Source organism: Streptomyces sp. NPDC019531, assembly GCF_044903305.1.
Taxonomy (GTDB): Bacteria; Actinomycetota; Actinomycetes; order Streptomycetales; family Streptomycetaceae; genus Streptomyces.
This window is the reverse complement of record NZ_JBJDQL010000007.1, coordinates 261,683-279,971: the sequence shown is the minus strand read 5'-3', so window position 1 is coordinate 279,971 and position 18,289 is coordinate 261,683. Positions and strand designations below refer to the sequence as shown.

Sequence of the window (18,289 nt, the reverse complement as noted above, 5' to 3'; positions counted from 1 at the left end):
GGGGGGGCGGGGGCCGGGGGGGGGGGGGGTCGGGCCTCGGTCGGGGGGGTGCTGTTGCTTCAACAGTGCTCTGTGACGGACGCCGGCCGCTGCGGGCGGACACCCCCCACCCCGTCCCCTTCGCGCCGTACGCGGCTAAAGGTGCGTCCACCGTCCCCACCCCAGGGGCGCGGGGAACTGCGCGACCAGCCCCCACTCACCCTGCACCCGCCCGACAAACCCCGGCACCCCCTCACGCGCCCGGCCTCGAACATCCGCGCCCCAGGAGTTAGCCTCCGCCCATGGCAAACGGGCAGTGGTACCCAGCGGAATGGCCGGACCGTATCCGCGCGCTCGCGGACGGCACGTTGCGGCCTGCCGAGCCAAGACGCGCTGCCACTGTGATGTTGCTGAAGGACACGGCGGCCGGAATCGCCGTGCACATGTTGCGCCGGCGTGCCTCCATGGCCTTCGCGGGAGGGGCGTACGCCTACCCCGGTGGCGGGGTCGACCCCCGCGACGACGAGCACCAGATCCACTGGGCGGGGCCCACGCGCGCGTGGTGGGCGGATCGGCTCGGGGTGGATGGGACGACGGCTCAGGCGATTGTCTGTGCGGCCGTGCGGGAGACGTATGAGGAGGCCGGGGTGTTGCTGGCCGGGCCGACGGCCGAGTCGGTGGTCGGTGACACCACGGGGGCGGAGTGGGAGGCCGATCGGGCCGCTCTCGTGGCCCGGGAGCTCTCCTTCGCCGAGTTCCTGGAGCGGCGGGGGCTCGTTCTGCGGTCGGATCTGCTCGGGGTCTGGACGCGTTGGATCACTCCCGAGTTCGAACCCCGCCGGTACGACACGTGGTTCTTCGTCGCCGCCCTCCCGGAGGGGCAGCGCACCCGCAACGCCTCCACGGAGGCCGACCGTACGGTGTGGATCCGGCCCCAGGACGCGGCGGACGGCTACGACAAGGGCGAGCTGCTGATGATGCCGCCCACCATTGCCACGCTGCGGCAGCTCAGCGGGTACGGGAACGCCTCCGACGCGGTCGCCGCGGCGCCCGGGCGTGATCTGACCCCGGTGCTCGCGCGGGCCCGGCTGGAGGACGGCGAGATCGTGCTCTCCTGGCCCGGGCACGACGAGTTCACCAAGCACATCCCGACCGGTGGAGCCTCCGTATGACCGACGCCGCAGCCCTGCCCGGCCAGCCTCGGGGCGGGGTCCTCTCGGGCCCCGCCACCCCACGGGCCGTCAACGTCCTCGCGCCCAACGCCTCCGCGATGACCCTGGACGGGACCAACACCTGGATCCTGTCGGAGCCTGACTCGGAGCTGGCGGTCGTGGTCGATCCCGGGCCGCTCGACGAAGGGCATCTGCGTGCCGTCGTCGACACCGCGGAGGCTGTGGGTAAGCGGGTCGCCCTCACGCTGCTCACCCATGGCCATCCCGACCATGCCGAGGGCGCCGTCCGGTTCGCCGGGCTGACCGGAACCAAGGTGCGGGCCCTCGACCCGGCGCTGCGGCTCGGGGAGGAGGGGCTGGGCGCCGGGGACGTGGTGCGGGTCGGCGGGCTTGAGCTCAGGGTCGTATCCACCCCCGGGCACACCGCGGACTCGCTGTGCTTCCATCTCCCGGCCGATCAGGCCGTGCTGACCGGTGACACCGTCCTGGGGCGCGGTACGACCGTCGTGGCCCACCCCGACGGCCGCCTGGGCGACTATCTGGACTCCCTGCGGCGGCTGAGGTCGCTGACCGTGGACGACGGCGTCCACACCGTCCTGCCGGGGCATGGGCCCGTCCTGGAGGACGCCCAGGGGGCCGTCGAGTTCTATCTCGCCCACCGGGCCCATCGGCTCGCCCAGGTCGAGACGGCTGTGGAGGACGGATACCGGACGCCGAGCGCCGTCGTAGAGCATGTGTACGCGGATGTGGACCGGTCGCTTTGGCCCGCTGCCGAGCTGTCGGTGCGGGCTCAGCTGGAGTATCTGGAGGAGCACGGGCTCATCTAGGGGCCTTCGTGCCGTGCACGCGCGTGTACTCGTTCGCGAGCCAGGGGCCCAGGTCGTCGATGTACGTGCGGAGGACGGCCGGGGCCGTGGTCGGGGTGTGGCCCAGGACGGCAGCCGCGCGGAGCTGGTCGGCGCGCTCGGGGTAGTACGCGCCGAAGATCTCCGCCATCTCGGCCAGGTCGCTCGTCCAGCCGTTCCAGCGGGGCATGACCAGGGTGAACGCGGTGCGGACCAGGTGGCGGGACATGAAGCGGACCAGAGGGCGCCGGGCCTCGTCGGAGTCCGCCGCCTCGATCCGTTCGCGCCAGCGCGGGAGCAGGAGGGCCAGGTCGCCGTTGGTCTCGCGGGCCAGGAGGGAGTCGGGGCGGTAGCGGGGGAGGTACTCGGCCAGGTCGTCGCCGAGCAGCGGGGTGCACAGACAGGCCACGAACCAGCCCAGGTCGTGGCGCTCCAGCTCACTCAGCAGGAGGTCGCGGCTGTACAGCAGCGTTCCGACGCCGTCGATCTGCGGGAACTCCTTGTCGAGCGCCTCGCCGAGCGCCCGTACGCCCTCCCGGTCCGCGTCGGTCGGTTCGTCCAGCAGAGCCAGCAGGAGGTCGAGGTCGCTGCGGCCCACACGCGCGGTGCCGCGCGGGATCGAACCGTAGAGGTACGCGCTGTGCAGCCTCGGCCCGAACAGGTCGAGCACCCGGTCCCGGGCGGTCACGACGACCGGACGGAACGGGTGCGGGATCCGTCCGAGGGAGCCCTCGCGCTCGATGTAGCCCTGGGCGTCGAGTCCCTTGGGAGAGACGGGGGGAACGGTTTCGGCGGCCATGAGGATCACTGTGCCCGGGGGCGGGCCCCGGGGCAGCTCATTTAGGGCCCTGGACGGGCCGTGGCGGGCCGAACGGGTCAGAGCCGGCGGAAGACGCGGAGACGGCGGGTGTCTCCGCCGGCGGAGCAGCCCACGGCGATCACGACTCCGGCGCCCTGTCCTCGCGCATCCCCACCCCCGGCGATACGAGAAGGGCCCCGCCGTGTGGCAGGGCCCTTCGAGGTCGTACGGCGATCCGTGCTCAGCGCGAGCGCTTGGCGAGCCTCTCGACGTCCAGGAGGATCACCGCGCGGGCCTCCAGGCGGAGCCAGCCGCGCTGGGCGAAGTCCGCGAGGGCCTTGTTGACCGTCTCTCGGGAGGCGCCGACCAGCTGGGCGAGCTCCTCCTGCGTGAGGTCGTGGACGACGTGGATGCCCTCCTCGGACTGCACGCCGAAGCGGCGGGAGAGGTCGAGCAGGGCCCGGGCCACACGGCCGGGGACGTCCGAGAAGACCAGGTCGGACATGGCGTCGTTGGTGCGGCGCAGACGGCGGGCGACGGCGCGCAGCAGGGCGGTGGCCACCTCGGGGCGGGCGTTCAGCCAGGGCTGGAGGTCGCCGTGGCCGAGGCCCAGCAGCTTCACCTCGGTGAGCGCGGTGGCGGTCGCCGTGCGCGGGCCCGGGTCGAACAGGGACAGTTCGCCGATGAGTTCGCCGGGGCCGACCACGGCGAGCATGTTCTCGCGGCCGTCGGGGGAGGTGCGGTGGAGCTTTACCTTGCCCTCGGTGACGACGTAGAGCCGGTCTCCCGGGTCGCCCTCGTGGAACAGCGAGTCGCCGCGCGCGAGGGTCACCTCACTCATGGAGGCGCGGAGCTCCGCGGACTGCTCGTCGTCGAGAGCCGCGAAGAGCGGGTTGCGCCGGAGGACGTCGTCCACGAGTTCTCTCCTTGTCGACCTGCTCAGGGGATCTTGTTCCCCCTTGGTACCAGGGGACCGTGGTGCCCATTTTGCCGGACGGTCCAAACAGTGTGATCTGTCACAAGGATGCCGCACACATGTCCCGGGGTAAGCGGCAGGGGTCCAATTGGGGGCCGGTCCTCGGGGTCCGGGGCGGATGTCAGTGCCGGGCTCTAGGCTGGCCGGGTGTCCAAAACGCCGGTGAGAGCACAGGCCAAGGGGGCTGGACGGGTGGTTGCACGTCGAGATTCCGCTGTGGGCGAACAGGGCGCCGGCGGTGGAAAGAAAGCGGCAAAAGCGGCAGGGAAGGTTCCGGTGAGTACGGCGAAGAAGGTCACGAAGGCTCCGGCGAAGAAGGCCGCCGGGACTCCGGCCAAGGCGGTCGCGAAGGCTCCGGTCAAGAAGGCGGCCGTCGCTCCCATGAAGGCCGCAGCCGCCGTGAAGAAGGCCGCTCCGGTGAAGACCGTCGCCCCGAAGCCGCCGCGGAACGAGTCGCGGACCGCCCTCGTGCGTCGCGCCCGGCGCATCAACCGCGAACTCGCCGAGGTGTTCCCGTACGCCCACCCCGAGCTGGACTTCGAGAACCCCTTCCAGCTGATCCTGGCGACGGTCCTGTCCGCGCAGACCACCGACCTGAGGGTCAATCAGACGACCCCCGCGCTCTTCGCCAAGTACCCGACCCCCGAGGACCTGGCCGCGGCCAACCCCGAGGAGGTCGAGGAGATCCTCCGGCCGACCGGGTTCTTCCGGGCCAAGACCAAGTCGGTGATAGGGCTGTCGAAGTCCCTTGTGGAGAACTTCGGCGGTGAGGTCCCGGGGCGGCTCGAAGACCTCGTCAAGCTGCCCGGCGTGGGCCGCAAGACCGCCTTCGTCGTGCTCGGCAACGCCTTCGGGCGGCCCGGGATCACCGTGGACACGCACTTCATGCGGCTGGTCAAGCGCTGGCAGTGGACCGCCGAGACCGACCCCGACAAGATCGAGGCCGCCGTCTCCGCGCTCTTCCCGAAGAGCGAGTGGACGGACCTCTCGCACCACGTCATCTGGCACGGCCGCCGTATCTGCCATGCCCGTAAGCCCGCCTGCGGCGCCTGCCCCATCACCCCGCTCTGCCCCGCGTACGGCGAGGGCGAGACGGACCCGGAGAAGGCGCGGAAGCTCCTCAAGTACGAGAAGGGCGGCTTCCCCGGGCAGCGACTGAATCCGCCGCAGGCCTATCTGGACGCCGGGGGGAAGGCCGCGCCGCCGTTGGGGGCCGCTGGGTGAGGGTGCGGGTGGTGTGGCCAGGAGGGCCGTCGCGGTCGGCTCAGGTGGACGGGGGCGCGCATGCGGTGCGGTCGATGGGATCGCGCTGGCGGGGCGGGCCGTGCGGAGTGCGGGCGTCGGTGCCGGGCGGTGAGGTGGATCGGGCTGGGCGGCATCAGTGGTCCCGTCGGGCGGACGTGCGCCGTGCGGTGGACGGTCTGCGCCGGTTGGGATGGTCGTGCGCGGTGACCCGGGCGGCCTGCTCGACGCGGGGACTGCTGGTGCCGGGTGGCCGGGCGGGTCTGACGGGCCGACATCAGCGGTCTTGTCGGGCGGACGTGCGGTCTTGTCGGGCGGACGTGCGGTTGTGCCCTGTGTCCCGGGCGGTGGGCTTGATGCGGGGACGGCTGGTGTCGGGTGGCCGGGCGGGTCTGACGGACCGACATCAGTGGTCCTGTCGGGCGGACGCGAGCGGCGGGGTGGGCGGGCAGTGCCGGTCGGGGCGGTTGTGCCCGGTCCGGGCGGCGCACTCGACGCGGGGACCGCGGCAGTCGAATGCGCGGCGTGCCCGGTCGGAACGATCTAGGGCGCGTCGGGCGTTGGGCAGTGCAGGACGACGGGGGTGGCGATGACACGGGCGAGCAATACGCGGGGTGGGCCGGTGACGGTCAGTCGGGAAGGGCTGCCCGACTGGCTCGACCCCGTCGTGCACGCCGTGGAGACGGTCGAGCCGCGGCAGCTGAGCCGCTTCCTGCCGCCGGAGAACGGCGCGGGGCGGCAGTCGGCCGTGCTGATCCTCTTCGGCGAGGGTGAGCGGGGCCCCGAGCTGCTGCTCATGGAGCGGGCGAGCTCACTGCGGTCGCACGCGGGGCAGCCGTCGTTCCCCGGCGGCGCGCTCGACCCGGAGGACGGCGACCCGAAGGGCGACGGGCTGCTCAGGGCCGCCCTGCGCGAGGCGGAGGAGGAGACCGGCCTCGACCCCTCCGGCGTCCAGCTCTTCGGCGTGCTGCCGAAGCTGTACATCCCGGTCAGCGGCTTCGTGGTGACCTCGGTCCTTGGCTGGTGGCGCGAGCCGAGCCCGGTCGGGGTCGTCGATCCGAACGAGACCGCCCGCGTCTTCACCGTTCCCGTGGCGGATCTCACGGATCCCGACAACCGTGCGACCACCGTCCACCCCAGCGGTCACCGAGGTCCGGCATTCCTGGTCGAATCGACCCTGGTGTGGGGCTTCACCGCCGGAATCATCGACCGGCTGCTGCACTTCGCGGGCTGGGAGCGCCCATGGGACCGCGAGAAGCAGGTCCCGCTCGACTGGCGCTCATGACAGGGTGGCGTCCGTGAACGTGCTGGACATCCTGTTGCTGGTCGCCGCCGTGTGGTTCGCGATCGTCGGTTATCGCCAGGGCTTCGTCGTCGGCATCCTGTCGGTGATCGGGTTCCTGGGCGGTGGTCTCGTCGCCGTCTACACGCTGCCCGTCATCTGGGACGCGGTGACCGATCACGCGGAGGTCGGCACGGTCGCCGCCGTGGTCGGGGTGGTCGTCGTCATCGTCTGCGCCTCGGTCGGCCAGGCCCTGACCACCCACCTCGGCAACAAGCTGCGCCGATACATCACCTGGTCCCCGGCGCGCGCCCTGGACGCCACCGGCGGCGCCCTCGTCAACGTCCTCGCGATGCTCCTGGTCGCCTGGCTGATCGGCGCCACCCTCGCGCAGACCACGATGCCGACGGTCGGCAAGGAGGTGCGCGGCTCCAAGGTGCTGCTGGGCGTGCAGGAGGCGCTGCCCTCGGACGCCGACACCTGGTTCAAGGACTTCACCTCGGTCCTCGCGCAGAACGGCTTCCCGCAGGTCTTCAGCCCGTTCGCCGACGAGCCGATCAAAGAGGTCCAGCCGCCCGACCCCAGGCTCGCGAACAGCGCCGTCGCCACCCGCGCCCAGCGCTCCATCGTCAAGGTCATGGGCACCGCGCAGAGCTGCGGCAAGGTCCTGGAGGGCAGTGGCTTCGTCTTCGGTGACCGCCGCGTCATGACCAACGCGCATGTCGTCGGCGGCGTCGACGAGCCCACCGTCCAGATAGGCGGCGAGGGCAGGAAGTACGACGCCACGATCGTCCTCTACGACTGGGAGCGCGACATCGCCGTACTGGACGTGCCCGATCTGAAGGCGCCCGCGCTGCAGTTCACGTCACAGGACGCGGCCAGCGGGGAAGGCGCGATCGTGGCCGGCTTCCCGGAGAACGGCTCGTACGACGTCCGCTCCGCGCGCGTGCGCGGGCGCATCGACGCCCACGGACCGGACATCTACCACCGCGGCACCGTCAGCCGTGATGTCTACTCCCTCTACGCGACCGTCCGCCAGGGCAACTCCGGCGGCCCGCTGCTCACCCCGGAGGGCAAGGTGTACGGCGTGGTCTTCGCGAAGTCACTCGACGACGCCGACACCGGGTACGCGCTCACCGCGGACGAGATCCAGGAGGACATCGCCAAGGGGCGCACCGCGAACCAGCAGGTGGACAGCGACAGCTGCGCGCTGTGAGGGGGTCGGGTAAGGCGCGTCAGCCTCGGGGGTGACGCAGGCGTACCGACACCCAGCGGGCCCGGCGCCGCAGAATGCGCGGGATGCCCACCCTCAGGTCCGTGCCGCCCGGCAGTTGCGGGGCACCGCCCTGATGGTGGGAGCTCAGGCCACCGCCAGAGCGTCGATTGCGTGCTGCGTCACTGTAGTCGTGCGTCCAGCCCATACCCCGACGTGTGCCCCCGCCCCAAGGTCGATAACCTCCCTCACGCCCCCCAATTGGCCTATGCGCCGGGCAAGTGGCTGTTCGTGGTACAGGTGTTCAGGTCCGGATACCGGGCGCGACGGAACCGTCACCGATCGGGTTCGGGATCCTTCAACCAGTTGATCAGTTCGGTCGAGAAGGCGACCGGATCCTCCTCGTGCGGGAAGTGCCCCAGACCGTCGAACAGCCGCCAGCGGTACGGGGCTTCGACGTACTCCCCGGACCCGGCGGCGCTGCGCGTGCGCATCACCGGGTCGAGCGAGCCGTGCAGGTGGAGGGTAGGCACGCGGACGGGCCGCTTCATGCGCCGGTTGAACTGGATGCCGTCGGGACGGGCCATCGACCGCACCAGCCAGCGGTACGGCTCGACCGAGCAGTGCGCCGTGGAGGGGATGCAGATCGCCTTCCGGTACGTCTCCACCGCCTCGTCGTCCGGCAGGCGCGGCCCCGACCAGTCCCGGATCAGCTCGGCCACCAGCGCGCCGTCGTCCGCGGTCAGCCGGCGCTCCGGGATCCAGGGCCGCTGGAACCCCCAGATGTAGGCACCGGCGCGTGTCTGCTTGACGTCCGAGAGCATCGCCGAGCGCCAGCGCCGGGGGTGCGGCATCGAGGAGACCGCGAGCCGCCGTACGAGCTTGGGGCGCATCGCGGCGGCCGTCCACGCCAGATAGCCGCCCAGGTCGTGGCCGACCAGCGCGGCGTCCGGCTCACCCAGGGAACGGATCACACCGGTGACGTCGAGGGCCAGGTTGGCGGGGTCGTAGCCGCGCGGGGTGCGGTCGCTGCCGCCGACGCCGCGCAGATCCATGGCCACGGCCCGGAAGCCGGCGTCGGCGAGCGCCTCCAGCTGGTGCCGCCAGGTCCACCAGAACTGCGGGAAGCCGTGCAGGAACATCACCAGCGGTCCGTCGCCCATTTCGGCGATGTGGAAGCGCGCGCCGTTGGCGGCCACGTCCCGGTGCGTCCAGGGACCGTCGGGCCGTACGAGAGAAGCGGGCTGCTGCGCCGAAGAGGCGGGATCCGTCATGACGACGAGCGTGCCACAGCCTCGATGGCCTTCGTCTCCCTGACCCGCTCCTCCAGGATCTTGTTGTCGCTGCCGGGTCGCGGGTGCGGCTTGGCGTTCTGCAGCACGCCCGCCGTCTCCTTCATGGACGCGGCGACCTTCTGCGGGCCCTTGCTCTTCTGCGCCTTCTTCGCGAAGACGACGCCGAGCAGCGCGAGGACGAGCGCGACGAGGACGTTGGCGGCGAAGGACAGCAGGAAGCAGACCGCGAGGTTCCAGTCGCTCCAGGTCCGGATGCCGTACGCCAGGGCGAAGTTCAGCATCGGCAGGGAGAACACCAGGACCGCGCCGGCCCCGCTGAACGCGCCACCGCTCGCCGCGCCGCGCTTCACGTCCTGCTTGAGCTGCGCCTTCGCCAGGGCGATCTCGTCGTGCACCAGCGCCGACATCTCGGTCGTCGCCTGGGCGAACAGCTGGCCGATGCTGCGTTCGGCGCCGACCGGGCTGCCGTCGGGTGCGCTCATCGCGGTCTCCCTATCACTGGGACTCTTTGTGTGCCGTGTCTTTTGTACCGTCCCGTCAGATCATGCCCGACGGTCGTCGTCCTCGCTTGCCCCGCCCGCCACTTCGGTAAGCCGCTCGGCAGTCTTGAGCTCGGCGATCCGGCGGTGCTCGGCGGCCTTGCGGTCGTGGATCGCCGCCATCCGCAGGTGGTACGCCGGATCGTCCTCCTCGTAGATGTCCGGGATGCCGTCGAGGTCGTCGTCGCGCTCCTCGGCCTCGTACAGCCTGCGGTACGTGGCGTTGCGCAGCTTGAGCAGCACGGTCGCGAGGGTCGCCGCGATGAGCGAGCCGAGGAGTACGGCGGCCTTGACCTCGTCGGTCAGCGTGGCGTCGTCGAAGGCGAGCTCGCCGATGAGCAGCGAGACGGTGAATCCGATGCCGGCCAGGGTCGCCACCGCGAACACGTCGGCCCACGCGAGGTCGTCGCTGAGCGAGGCCCGGGTGAAGCGGGCGGTCAGCCAGGTCCCGCCGAAGATGCCGAGCGCCTTGCCGACGACCAGCCCCAGCACCACGCCCAGCGTCTCCGGCTGGGTGAACACATCCCCGAGCGCGCTGCCGGAGACGGAGACACCCGCGCTGAACAGGGCGAACAGGGGGACGGCCAAGCCTGCCGAGAGCGGTCGTACGAGATGCTCGATGTCCTCACCCGGGGAGTGCTTCTCGTCCTCCCGCGTGGTGCAGCGCAGCATCAGGCCCATCGCGACGCCCGCGATGGTGGCGTGGACCCCGCTGTTGTACATCAGCGCCCAGATCACCAGCGCGAGCGGGACGTAGACGTACCAGCCGCGTACGCCCTTGCGCAGCAGCAGCCAGAAGACCGCGAGGCCCAGGGCCGCGCCGCCGAGCGCGGCGAGGTCGATGTCCGCGGTGAAGAAGACCGCGATGATCAGGATCGCGAAGAGGTCGTCGACGACGGCGAGGGTGAGCAGGAAGGCGCGCAGCGCGCTCGGCAGCCAGGTGCCGATGACGGCGAGCACCGCGAGCGCGAAGGCGATGTCGGTGGCGGTGGGCACGGCCCACCCGGCGAGCGAGCCGCCGCCGGTGAGGTTGGTGAGGGTGTAGACGAGCGCGGGTACGGCCATGCCGCACAGGGCCGCGACCACGGGCAGCGCGGCCGCCTTGGGGTCCTTCAGGTCACCGGCGACGAGCTCGCGCTTGAGCTCGATGCCGGCGACGAAGAAGAAGACCGCGAGGAGGCCGTCGGCGGCCCAGTGTTCGATCGACAGGTCGAGGCCGAGGGCGCCGGGGCCCAGGTGGAAGTGGCTGAAGCTCTCGTAACTGTTGTGCAGTGCGGGGACGTTCGCCCAGATCAGCGCGGCGACCGCGGCGATGAGCAGCAGCACGCCACCGACGGTCTCGGTGCGCAGCGCGTCCGCGACGAAGGTCCGCTCGGGGAGGGACAACCGTCCGAGGACCTTACGGGTGGGCGCGGACATGGGGTGACCTCCGGTCGATGGGCAGGGCGGGACTGCTCGCCGACCAGACTTCCCGGCACACCTTGAGGATCACGTTGTTTTGTTTAGTTTACCTAAAAGGGGCGCCCGGCGCACTGCCGCGCCAGGCACCCCCTTTTTTTGAGGAGCCGGTCAGTCCTCGCTGGGCGCCGCCGGCAGCTTGGCCTGGATGAGGTCCATGACCGTCGAGTCGGTCAGGGTCGTCACGTCTCCGAGCTGGCGGTTCTCGGCGACGTCCCGCAGCAGCCGGCGCATGATCTTGCCGGAGCGGGTCTTCGGCAGTTCCTGCACCGGCAGGACCCGCTTCGGCTTGGCGATCGGGCCGAGGGTGGCACCGACGTGGTTGCGCAGATCGGCGACGAGGCCCTCGTCCTCGGCGTTCGCCGTGCCGCGCAGGATCACGAAGGCGACGATGGCCTGCCCGGTCGTCTCGTCCGCGGCACCGACGACGGCGGCCTCGGCGACGGACGGGTGGGACACCAACGCCGACTCGACCTCCGTCGTGGAGATGTTGTGGCCGGAGACGAGCATGACGTCGTCGACCCGGCCAAGGAGCCAGATGTCGCCGTCGTCGTCCTTCTTCGCGCCGTCACCGGCGAAGTACTTGCCCTCGAAGCGCGACCAGTATGTGTCGAGGAAGCGCTGGTCGTCGCCCCAGATGGTGCGCAGCATCGACGGCCATGGCTCGGTGAGGACCAGGTAGCCACCGCCGCCGTTCGGGACCTCGTTCGCCTCGTCGTCGACGACGGTCGCGGAGATGCCGGGCAGCGCGGTCTGCGCGGAACCGGGCTTGGTCGCGGTGACGCCTGGCAGCGGAGAGATCATCATCGCGCCGGTCTCGGTCTGCCACCAGGTGTCCACGATCGGCGTCCGGTCGCCGCCGATGTGCTTGCGGTACCAGATCCACGCCTCGGGGTTGATCGGCTCACCGACCGAGCCCAGCACCCGCAGGCTGCTGAGATCGAACTTCGCCGGGATGTCGTCGCCCCACTTCATGAACGTACGAATGGCGGTGGGCGCCGTGTACAGGATCGTCACCCCGTACTTCTGCACGATCTCCCAGAAGCGGCCCTGGTGCGGGGTGTCCGGGGTGCCCTCGTACATGACCTGGGTGGCGCCGTTGGCGAGCGGGCCGTAGACGATGTAGGAGTGCCCGGTGACCCAGCCGACGTCGGCGGTGCACCAGTAGACGTCGGTCTCCGGCTTGAGGTCGAAGACGGCGTGGTGGGTGTAGGCGGCCTGGGTGAGGTAGCCGCCGGAGGTGTGCAGGATGCCCTTCGGCTTACCCGTCGTACCGGACGTGTACAGGATGAAGAGCGGCTGCTCGGCGTTGAACGCCTCCGGGGTGTGCTCGTTCGGCTGCCGGTCGACGAGGTCGTGCCACCACACGTCCCGGCTGTCGTTCCAGGCGACCTCCTGGCCGGTACGGCGCACCACGAGCACGTGTTCGACGTTGCCCGCCTTGTCGGAGGCCTCATCGACGGCGGGCTTGAGCGCGGACGGCTTGCCGCGGCGGTAACCGCCGTCGGTGGTGATGACCACACGCGCGTCGGCGTCCTGGATGCGGGTGGCGAGCGCGTCCGCCGAGAACCCGCCGAAGACCACGGAGTGCGCGGCGCCGATCCGGGCGCAGGCGAGCATCGCGATCGCCGTCTCGGGGATCATCGGCATGTATACGGCGACCCGGTCGCCCTTCTGGACTCCCAGCTCCAGCAGGGCGTTCGCGGCCTTGGAGACCTCGTCCTTGAGCTCGGCGTAGGTGATCGCGCGGCTGTCGCCGGGCTCGCCCTCGAAGTGGATGGCGACCCGGTCGCCGTTGCCCGCCTCGACATGCCGGTCGACGCAGTTGTAGGCCACATTGAGCTCGCCGTCCTTGAACCACTTGGCGAACGGCGGGTTCGACCAGTCCAGCGTCTCGGTCGGCTCCTTGGCCCAGCTCAGTCGACGGGCCTGCGCGGCCCAGAAACCCAGCCGGTCAGCCTTGGCCTGCTCATACGCCTCCGCGGTGACGTTGGCGTTCGCCGCCAGGTCGGCGGGTGGCGCGAACCTGCGCTCTTCCTTGAGCAGGTTGGCCAGGCTCTCGTTGCTCACGGCATCTGCCTTTCCCAGGGTGTCCGTTGTGTCCCAGGCCACAGCTCATCAGACCAGGGGTGCGATGACAAGGGCAGACCTGGAATTGGTTTAGACCTGTTGCGTACCGAGTCCGGCGGCCCGGGTCATCCGTACCCACGTACGCCGACCAGGCCGAGTTCAGTGCCTGTAACGCCTTTCACACTCCCGCCCAAGTACGGGTGAGGGGGCAATGTGCTGGTCTTCGTGAACCGCAACGACAGGGAAACGCCGTACAGGGTCCATGTCTACCCGACCGAGGCCGACGTCGAGCCCTCTGTCCCGGTGAAGCCGACGCCGGACCGGTCTCAGCGTTCTTAGTGTCCGTCCGGCGGTGGGCGGCCCCTCTTGAAGGGGCCGCCCACCCATATGAGTTCACGCCGGCAGGTCCGCCGCCGCCTCCACGTGTTCGAAGAGCTCGTCCCCGTCCGCCCCGGTGAGCAGATACGCCTGGGCCTCTCCCACATGGAAGTACATCCCGTGCAGCTCCAACTTCCCCTCTCGAAGGGCCCGGGCGACCGAGTCATGGGCGCTGAGGTGCTCCAGCTGCTGCACCACGTTGGTGAGGCTGAGCTGCTCGACCGCGTCGGCGGGGGTCCGCCTGGCCAGCTTCGCCCAGGGCCGACCGTCGTCGGCCATCCGCTCCAGACTCGGCAGGCCATGGCGCAGCCATCGCTTCAGCGGGGTTCGGGCCCCGCCCGGCTCGGAGTTGAGCAGCGCCTGCATGGCTCCGCAGCCGGAGTGCCCACACACCGTGATGGAACGCACCTTCAGCACGTCCACCGCGTACTCGATCGCGGCCGCCACCGAGTCGTCTCCGCTCTCCTCGCCAGGCAGTGGAACGAGGTTGCCCACATTGCGCACCACGAACAGGTCTCCCGGACCGCTGGAGGTGATCATCGAGGTGACCAGCCGTGAGTCGGCGCAGGTGAGGAAGAGCTGGGCGGGCTGCTGGCCCTCGCGCGCCAGCCGGGCCAGCTCGCCCCGCACGATCGGTGCGGTGTTGCGCTGGAACGCGCTGATGCCACGGGCCAGTTCACGCCCGCTCGACTCGCGGGGTGGCCAGCTCGGATCGTGTGCCGTACCGGGCTCAGCCGGCGCACCGGAGTGTCCGGCTGACGGTGCGGATGTCGGGCGCTCGCACTGGTGGTTGCGCCAGGGCGTCCAGGGGCGGCAGCGGCAGTGGGCGGAATCGGAGGGCTCGGCGATGCGCGTCCCCGGTCTGCGCCCGGTCAGCTCGACGGAACCGCCCTGCGCGGTGTGCGTCTTCTGCCAGTCCTGAAGCGACTCGTACGCCGCGTGGTCCATGAACGACCCGTCCAACTCCACGACGGCGTCGGCCCCTTGGGGGACGAGATGCAGGGCCCGGCTGAGCCGGGGCACCGCGAGGAACGTCAACTGTCCTCGCACATGGACGTGATGGATTCCTTCCCTCTCGTAGTGCGTGATGCGGGTGCGGGTGAGGCGGTGCAGGGCGACCCCGACGGCGACGGCGATCCCCAGGATCACGCCCTCCAGGACGCCGAACAGGACCACGCCGAGGGTGGTGACGGCGTAGACCAGCACCTCGCGGTGGCGGGTCACCGTGCGGATGTGGTGCAGGGACACCATCTGGATGCCGACGGCCATCACCAGGGCGGCGAGCGAGGCGAGCGGGATGAACTCCAGGACCGGGACCATCAGCAGCGCGGCGATCACTACGAGAACGCCGTGCAGCATCGTGGAGTTCCGGCTGACGGCACCGGCTTGGACATTCGCCGAACTCCGCACCGCCACACCGGCGACGGGCAGCCCGCCGAGCGTGCCGGAGACGATGTTGGCGGCGCCCTGTCCGAGCAGTTCGCGGTCCAGGTCGGAGCGGCCGACACGGGCGCCGCGGCCGGTGCCGGTGCTCGCGGCGAGCAGGTCGGGGCGGCCCGCCACCAGCTTGTCCACGGCGACCGCGCCGAGCAGCGACTGCACGCTGCACACCAGCGTGGTGGTGAGCACGGCGGCGGCGAGGCCCAGCGCAGGGCCCTCGGGCAGTCCGGCCAGGGCGTGGCTGCTCCAGGACGGCAGGCCGACCTTGGGCAGGGTCAGCCCGGTGAGCGAGGCGGCGGCGGTGGCTCCGGCGACGGCGACGAGCGCGGCCGGAATACGGCGCAGCAGGTGACCGGCCCGGCCGGGGATGCGCGGCCAGAAGAAGAGCAGCGTCAGGGTCAGCACGCTCACCGACACCGCGGCGGGCTGGACGTGCGCCAACTGGGCGGGCAGACCGCGGAGGTTGGCGAGGACGGAGCTCTGCGGGGTGCCGCCGAGGACGATGTGCAGCTGGGCTACGGCGATGGTGACGCCGATGCCGGCGAGCATGCCGTGCACGATCGCGGGGCTGACGGCGAGCGCGGTGCGGGCCACGCGCAGGCAGCCGAGGCCCAGCTGGACCACTCCGGCCAGCACGGTGATGGCGCAGGTCGTCCGCCAGCCGTAGCGGTGGATCAGGTCGGCGGTGACCACGGTGAGCCCGGCGGCGGGGCCGCTGACCTGGAGCGGGGAACCGCCGAGTCGGCCGACGACGATCCCTCCGACGGCTGCGGCCACGAGGCCGGCCTGCAGGGGGGCGCCGGTGGCGAGGGCGATACCGAGGGACAGGGGCAGCGCGATCAGGAAGACCGCGATCGAGGCCGACACGTCGGCGCCCGCGACACGGAAGCGGCGGGGCGGGGTCGGCGGCGGGCTGTGGGGTCGGTGGATGCGCCTCGTACGGTGCGAGTCGCTCGGGTCGGTGGCGCGGGTGGGGACGCAGGCTGACATGTTTTCCCGTCTCCTCCGGGGCAGCGCGGTCGCGGAACAGGTGGTCCCCCCTCGATGGCGGGGGCGGGTCGCGGCCGTGGGTCACGGCGTGCAGCGGCGGGATGAATCAACGCTCGGTAAACAGATCGTAATGCAGAGTAAAGGCCAGGCATAGACTTTCCGGGCAAATGGACTAATAGCTCACCTGAATGGATGAAATGACAATTTCATCGGCTTGTCGTACTAATTCCTTCTCGGGCCCATGTGAACTTGGCGGCGCTGTCGTTGGCCCCGAGAGAAGGAAGAAGGTGGGCGGAACATGGCCGCCACCCAGAGGATTGCCGCGGGAGCCGTGGTCGCCGCGGTCTGTGCCGCCTCACTGGCCGGTTGCGCGACCGGCACCGACACCTCCGAGGGAGGGGCCGCGGGCCCGCAGAAGGCGAAGCCCGCCCAGGCGCCGCCCAAGAAGGTGTTCCGCCTGATCGGCGACGGCTCCACCGCGTACACCGGAGCCCAGCCCCACCTGCCCAGAGCCGAACGCCTCAAGCCCGGTGAGAAGCCTCCGCAGTTCGTGGTGTTCTCCTGGGACGGCGCCGGCGAGGACAGCCAGAAGCTGTTCTCCCACTTCCGCGAGGTCGGCAAGGCGAACCACGCGACGATGACGTACTTCCTGAGCGGCGTGTACATGCTGCCGGAGGACAAGCGCGACGAGTACAAGCCGCCGCAGCACTCCCCGGGCCGCTCCGACATCGGCTTCAACGACGAGCAGGGCATCGCCGACACCGTCAAGCAGCTGCGCCTGGCCTGGCTGGAGGGCAACGAGGTCGGCACCCACTTCAACGGCCACTTCTGCGGCAAGGGCGGCGGGGTCGGCGAGTGGTCGGTGGCGGACTGGAAGGACGAGATCTCCCAGGCCAAGAAGTTCGTGAAGTCCTGGAAGACCAACACCGGGATGACGAAGGCCTCCCCGCTGCCCTTCGACTACGACAAGGAGCTCATCGGCGCCCGCACGCCCTGCCTGGAGGGCCAGCAGAACTTCATGAAGGCCGCCCGTGAGCTGGGCTTCCGCTACGACACCAGCGGCGTCAACGAGCAGCTCTGGCCCAAGAAGAAGCAGGGCCTGTGGGACCTGTCGATGCAGCTTGTGCCCTTTCCCGGGCACTCCTACGAGCAGCTCACCATGGACTACAACTTCATGGTCAACCAGTCCGGCACCGCGACCCAGGGCAACCCCGGCAAGTTCGAGATCTGGGGCGACCAGATGCGCGACGGTCTGCTCAAGGGCTTCCACCGGGCTTACGACGGCAACCGCGCGCCTCTGATCATCGGCAACCATTTCGAGTCCTGGAACGGCGGCACCTACATGCGCGCCGTCAAGGAGACCATCGAGCGGGTGTGCAACAAGTCCGACGTGCGCTGTGTCTCCTTCCGGCAGCTGGCCGACTGGCTGGACGCCCAGGACCCGGAGATCCTGGAGAAGCTGGGTGCCCTGGGTGTGGGCGAGGCGCCGAAGCAGGGCTGGTCGGCCTTCCTGTCCGACCACCCCGCCCCGGCACCGAAGGGCGTACCGGGGGCGCCGACGACCAAGAAGCAGTAGGCGCCCGGCGGTCGTCGTCAGACGGCCGTCACCGCGCTCTCGCCGAGCACGAACGAGGGGTCGACCTGTGCCGCAAGGTCGGCCCCCGTGCGTTGGTTGCCCCAGGACTGGGCGTTCTTCAGGTGGAAGTGCACCATCTGCCGGGAGTAGCGCTCCCAGTCCCGCAGTTCGTACGTCGCGTCGACGGCCGTCCGCAGCCGGTGCAGGGCGCGACGGTTGACGTCCTCCAGGAGCTCGAACCGGGGCGGCCGGCCCTTCTCCAGGGCACGCACCCAGTCGGAGTGCCCGACCGTCACCAACAGGTCGTCCCCGACTTCGGTGCGGAGGAAGTCGAGGTCGTCCTGGCCCTGCACCTTGTTGCCGACGACCTTCAGGACGACACCGAAGTCGCGGGCGTACTCCCTGTACTGGCGATAGACGGAGACCCCCCTCCGGGTCGGCTCGACGACGAGGAACGTGATGTCGAAACGCGTGAACATGCCGGAGGCGAAGGAGTCCGAGCCCGCCGTCATGTCCACCACGACGTATTCGCCCTGCCCGTCCACCAGGTGGTTCAGGCACAGCTCCACCGCTCCGGTCTTGGAGTGGTAGCAGGCCACCCCCAGATCGGCGTCGGTGAAGGGGCCGGTGACCATCAAACGGACGGCGTCGCCGTCGAGTTCCACCGACCGGGCGCAGGCGTCGTATACCGGGTTGTCCTCGCGCACCCGCAGCAGCCGGGAGCCCTCGCCGGGCGGCGTGGTCTTGATCATTTCCGCGGCGGAGGCGATGCGTGGGTTGGTGCCGCGCAGGTACTCCTTGATCAGCGACAGCCGCTCGCCGAGGGCGGGCAGTGCGGCCGCCTCCGCCTCGTCCAGGCCGAGCGCCGGACCCAGGTGCTGGTTGATGTCGGCGTCAACGGCGATCACCGGCGCTCCGGTGGCCGCGAGGTGGCGGATGAACAGGGAGGACAGCGTGGTCTTGCCGCTGCCGCCCTTCCCGACGAAAGCAATTTTCATGTTCGCGAAGCGTAGTCGGGTGATAGCTGTATGTGGC

General features: G+C 70.5%; 15 protein-coding genes. 6 read left to right on the top strand and 9 right to left on the bottom strand.

Annotated features, from left to right (window positions below):
* Nucleotides 1-281 precede the first annotated feature (281 nt).
* Both ACI2L1_RS12355 and ACI2L1_RS12350 read left to right on the top strand, forming a co-directional pair.
* Nucleotides 282-1,151, top strand: a complete 870-nt coding sequence (locus ACI2L1_RS12355) for an NUDIX hydrolase (protein WP_404739260.1) — start codon at nucleotides 282-284, stop codon at nucleotides 1,149-1,151.
* On the top strand, nucleotides 1,148-1,978 hold the full coding sequence (locus tag ACI2L1_RS12350) for an MBL fold metallo-hydrolase (protein ID WP_404739259.1): 831 nt from the start codon (nucleotides 1,148-1,150) through the stop codon (nucleotides 1,976-1,978). The genes ACI2L1_RS12355 and ACI2L1_RS12350 overlap by 4 nt, the downstream gene beginning before the upstream one ends.
* On the opposite strand, the gene ACI2L1_RS12345 is transcribed toward ACI2L1_RS12350, so the two are convergent.
* Together ACI2L1_RS12345 and ACI2L1_RS12340 are read right to left on the bottom strand one after the other, a co-directional pair.
* Nucleotides 1,971-2,795: a nucleotidyltransferase gene (locus ACI2L1_RS12345; RefSeq protein WP_404739258.1), complete on the bottom strand. Its 825-nt coding sequence runs from the start codon at nucleotides 2,793-2,795 to the stop codon at nucleotides 1,971-1,973. The genes ACI2L1_RS12350 and ACI2L1_RS12345 overlap by 8 nt on opposite strands.
* A gap of 241 nt (nucleotides 2,796-3,036) precedes the next feature.
* Complete coding sequence (locus ACI2L1_RS12340) at nucleotides 3,037-3,711, bottom strand: Crp/Fnr family transcriptional regulator (protein ID WP_015658871.1); 675 nt, start codon at nucleotides 3,709-3,711, stop codon at nucleotides 3,037-3,039.
* Between the two features lie 336 nt (nucleotides 3,712-4,047).
* Between ACI2L1_RS12340 and nth the strand changes: the two genes are divergently transcribed.
* The 3 genes from nth (at nucleotide 4,048) to ACI2L1_RS12325 (ending at nucleotide 7,511) form a co-directional block, all read left to right on the top strand.
* The gene (gene nth, locus ACI2L1_RS12335) at nucleotides 4,048-4,995 is read left to right on the top strand and encodes an endonuclease III (RefSeq protein ID WP_404739257.1); all 948 of its coding nucleotides are present in this window, start codon (nucleotides 4,048-4,050) and stop codon (nucleotides 4,993-4,995) included.
* Between the two features lie 607 nt (nucleotides 4,996-5,602).
* A complete protein-coding gene (locus tag ACI2L1_RS12330; protein WP_404739273.1) occupies nucleotides 5,603-6,298 on the top strand; it encodes an NUDIX hydrolase in 696 nt (231 codons plus the stop codon).
* Between the two features lie 13 nt (nucleotides 6,299-6,311).
* Nucleotides 6,312-7,511, top strand: a complete 1,200-nt coding sequence (locus ACI2L1_RS12325; protein WP_404739256.1) for a MarP family serine protease — start codon at nucleotides 6,312-6,314, stop codon at nucleotides 7,509-7,511.
* Nucleotides 7,512-7,530: 19 nt separating this feature from the next.
* On the opposite strand, the gene ACI2L1_RS12320 is transcribed toward ACI2L1_RS12325, so the two are convergent.
* The 6 genes from ACI2L1_RS12320 to ACI2L1_RS12295 form a co-directional block, all read right to left on the bottom strand.
* Nucleotides 7,531-7,716, bottom strand: a complete 186-nt coding sequence (locus ACI2L1_RS12320) for a hypothetical protein (RefSeq protein ID WP_079072518.1) — start codon at nucleotides 7,714-7,716, stop codon at nucleotides 7,531-7,533.
* A 127-nt stretch (nucleotides 7,717-7,843) separates the two neighbouring features.
* A complete protein-coding gene (locus ACI2L1_RS12315; protein WP_404739255.1) occupies nucleotides 7,844-8,782 on the bottom strand; it encodes an alpha/beta fold hydrolase in 939 nt (312 codons plus the stop codon).
* A complete protein-coding gene (locus tag ACI2L1_RS12310; RefSeq protein ID WP_404739254.1) occupies nucleotides 8,779-9,285 on the bottom strand; it encodes a phage holin family protein in 507 nt (168 codons plus the stop codon). The genes ACI2L1_RS12315 and ACI2L1_RS12310 overlap by 4 nt, the downstream gene beginning before the upstream one ends.
* A gap of 60 nt (nucleotides 9,286-9,345) precedes the next feature.
* Complete coding sequence (nhaA, locus tag ACI2L1_RS12305) at nucleotides 9,346-10,761, bottom strand: Na+/H+ antiporter NhaA (protein ID WP_404739253.1); 1,416 nt, start codon at nucleotides 10,759-10,761, stop codon at nucleotides 9,346-9,348.
* A gap of 150 nt (nucleotides 10,762-10,911) precedes the next feature.
* A complete protein-coding gene (gene acs, locus ACI2L1_RS12300) occupies nucleotides 10,912-12,870 on the bottom strand; it encodes an acetate--CoA ligase (protein WP_404739252.1) in 1,959 nt (652 codons plus the stop codon).
* 393 nt (nucleotides 12,871-13,263) lie between these two features.
* Nucleotides 13,264-15,678 (bottom strand): bifunctional SulP family inorganic anion transporter/carbonic anhydrase, encoded by a 2,415-nt coding sequence (locus ACI2L1_RS12295; RefSeq protein WP_404739251.1) that lies wholly within the window; start codon nucleotides 15,676-15,678, stop codon nucleotides 13,264-13,266.
* A 298-nt stretch (nucleotides 15,679-15,976) separates the two neighbouring features.
* Here ACI2L1_RS12295 and ACI2L1_RS12290 point away from each other — a divergent pair, with 298 nt between their 5' ends.
* Nucleotides 15,977-17,254 carry a hypothetical protein gene (locus ACI2L1_RS12290; RefSeq protein ID WP_404739250.1) on the top strand — a complete coding sequence of 426 codons (1,278 nt, stop codon included), beginning with the start codon at nucleotides 15,977-15,979 and terminating at the stop codon, nucleotides 17,252-17,254.
* Nucleotides 17,255-17,271: 17 nt separating this feature from the next.
* On the opposite strand, the gene ACI2L1_RS12285 is transcribed toward ACI2L1_RS12290, so the two are convergent.
* Complete coding sequence (locus tag ACI2L1_RS12285; RefSeq protein WP_404739249.1) at nucleotides 17,272-18,252, bottom strand: ATP-binding protein; 981 nt, start codon at nucleotides 18,250-18,252, stop codon at nucleotides 17,272-17,274.
* Between the last annotated feature and the right edge of the window lie 37 nt (nucleotides 18,253-18,289).

Bases quoted from the DNA above. Each gene is read 5' to 3' on its own strand.
- ACI2L1_RS12350 (WP_404739259.1), top strand. From the start codon at position 1,148: ATGACCGACGCCGCAGCCCTGCCCGGCCAGCCTCGGGGCGGGGTCCTC.
- nhaA (WP_404739253.1), bottom strand. From the start codon at position 10,761: ATGTCCGCGCCCACCCGTAAGGTCCTCGGACGGTTGTCCCTCCCCGAG.
- ACI2L1_RS12295 (WP_404739251.1), bottom strand. From the start codon at position 15,678: ATGTCAGCCTGCGTCCCCACCCGCGCCACCGACCCGAGCGACTCGCAC.
- ACI2L1_RS12310 (WP_404739254.1), bottom strand. From the start codon at position 9,285: ATGAGCGCACCCGACGGCAGCCCGGTCGGCGCCGAACGCAGCATCGGC.
- ACI2L1_RS12345 (WP_404739258.1), bottom strand. From the start codon at position 2,795: ATGGCCGCCGAAACCGTTCCCCCCGTCTCTCCCAAGGGACTCGACGCC.
- ACI2L1_RS12355 (WP_404739260.1), top strand. From the start codon at position 282: ATGGCAAACGGGCAGTGGTACCCAGCGGAATGGCCGGACCGTATCCGC.
- ACI2L1_RS12330 (WP_404739273.1), top strand. From the start codon at position 5,603: ATGACACGGGCGAGCAATACGCGGGGTGGGCCGGTGACGGTCAGTCGG.
- ACI2L1_RS12320 (WP_079072518.1), bottom strand. From the start codon at position 7,716: ATGGGCTGGACGCACGACTACAGTGACGCAGCACGCAATCGACGCTCT.
- ACI2L1_RS12285 (WP_404739249.1), bottom strand. From the start codon at position 18,252: ATGAAAATTGCTTTCGTCGGGAAGGGCGGCAGCGGCAAGACCACGCTG.
- ACI2L1_RS12315 (WP_404739255.1), bottom strand. From the start codon at position 8,782: ATGACGGATCCCGCCTCTTCGGCGCAGCAGCCCGCTTCTCTCGTACGG.
- ACI2L1_RS12290 (WP_404739250.1), top strand. From the start codon at position 15,977: ATGGCCGCCACCCAGAGGATTGCCGCGGGAGCCGTGGTCGCCGCGGTC.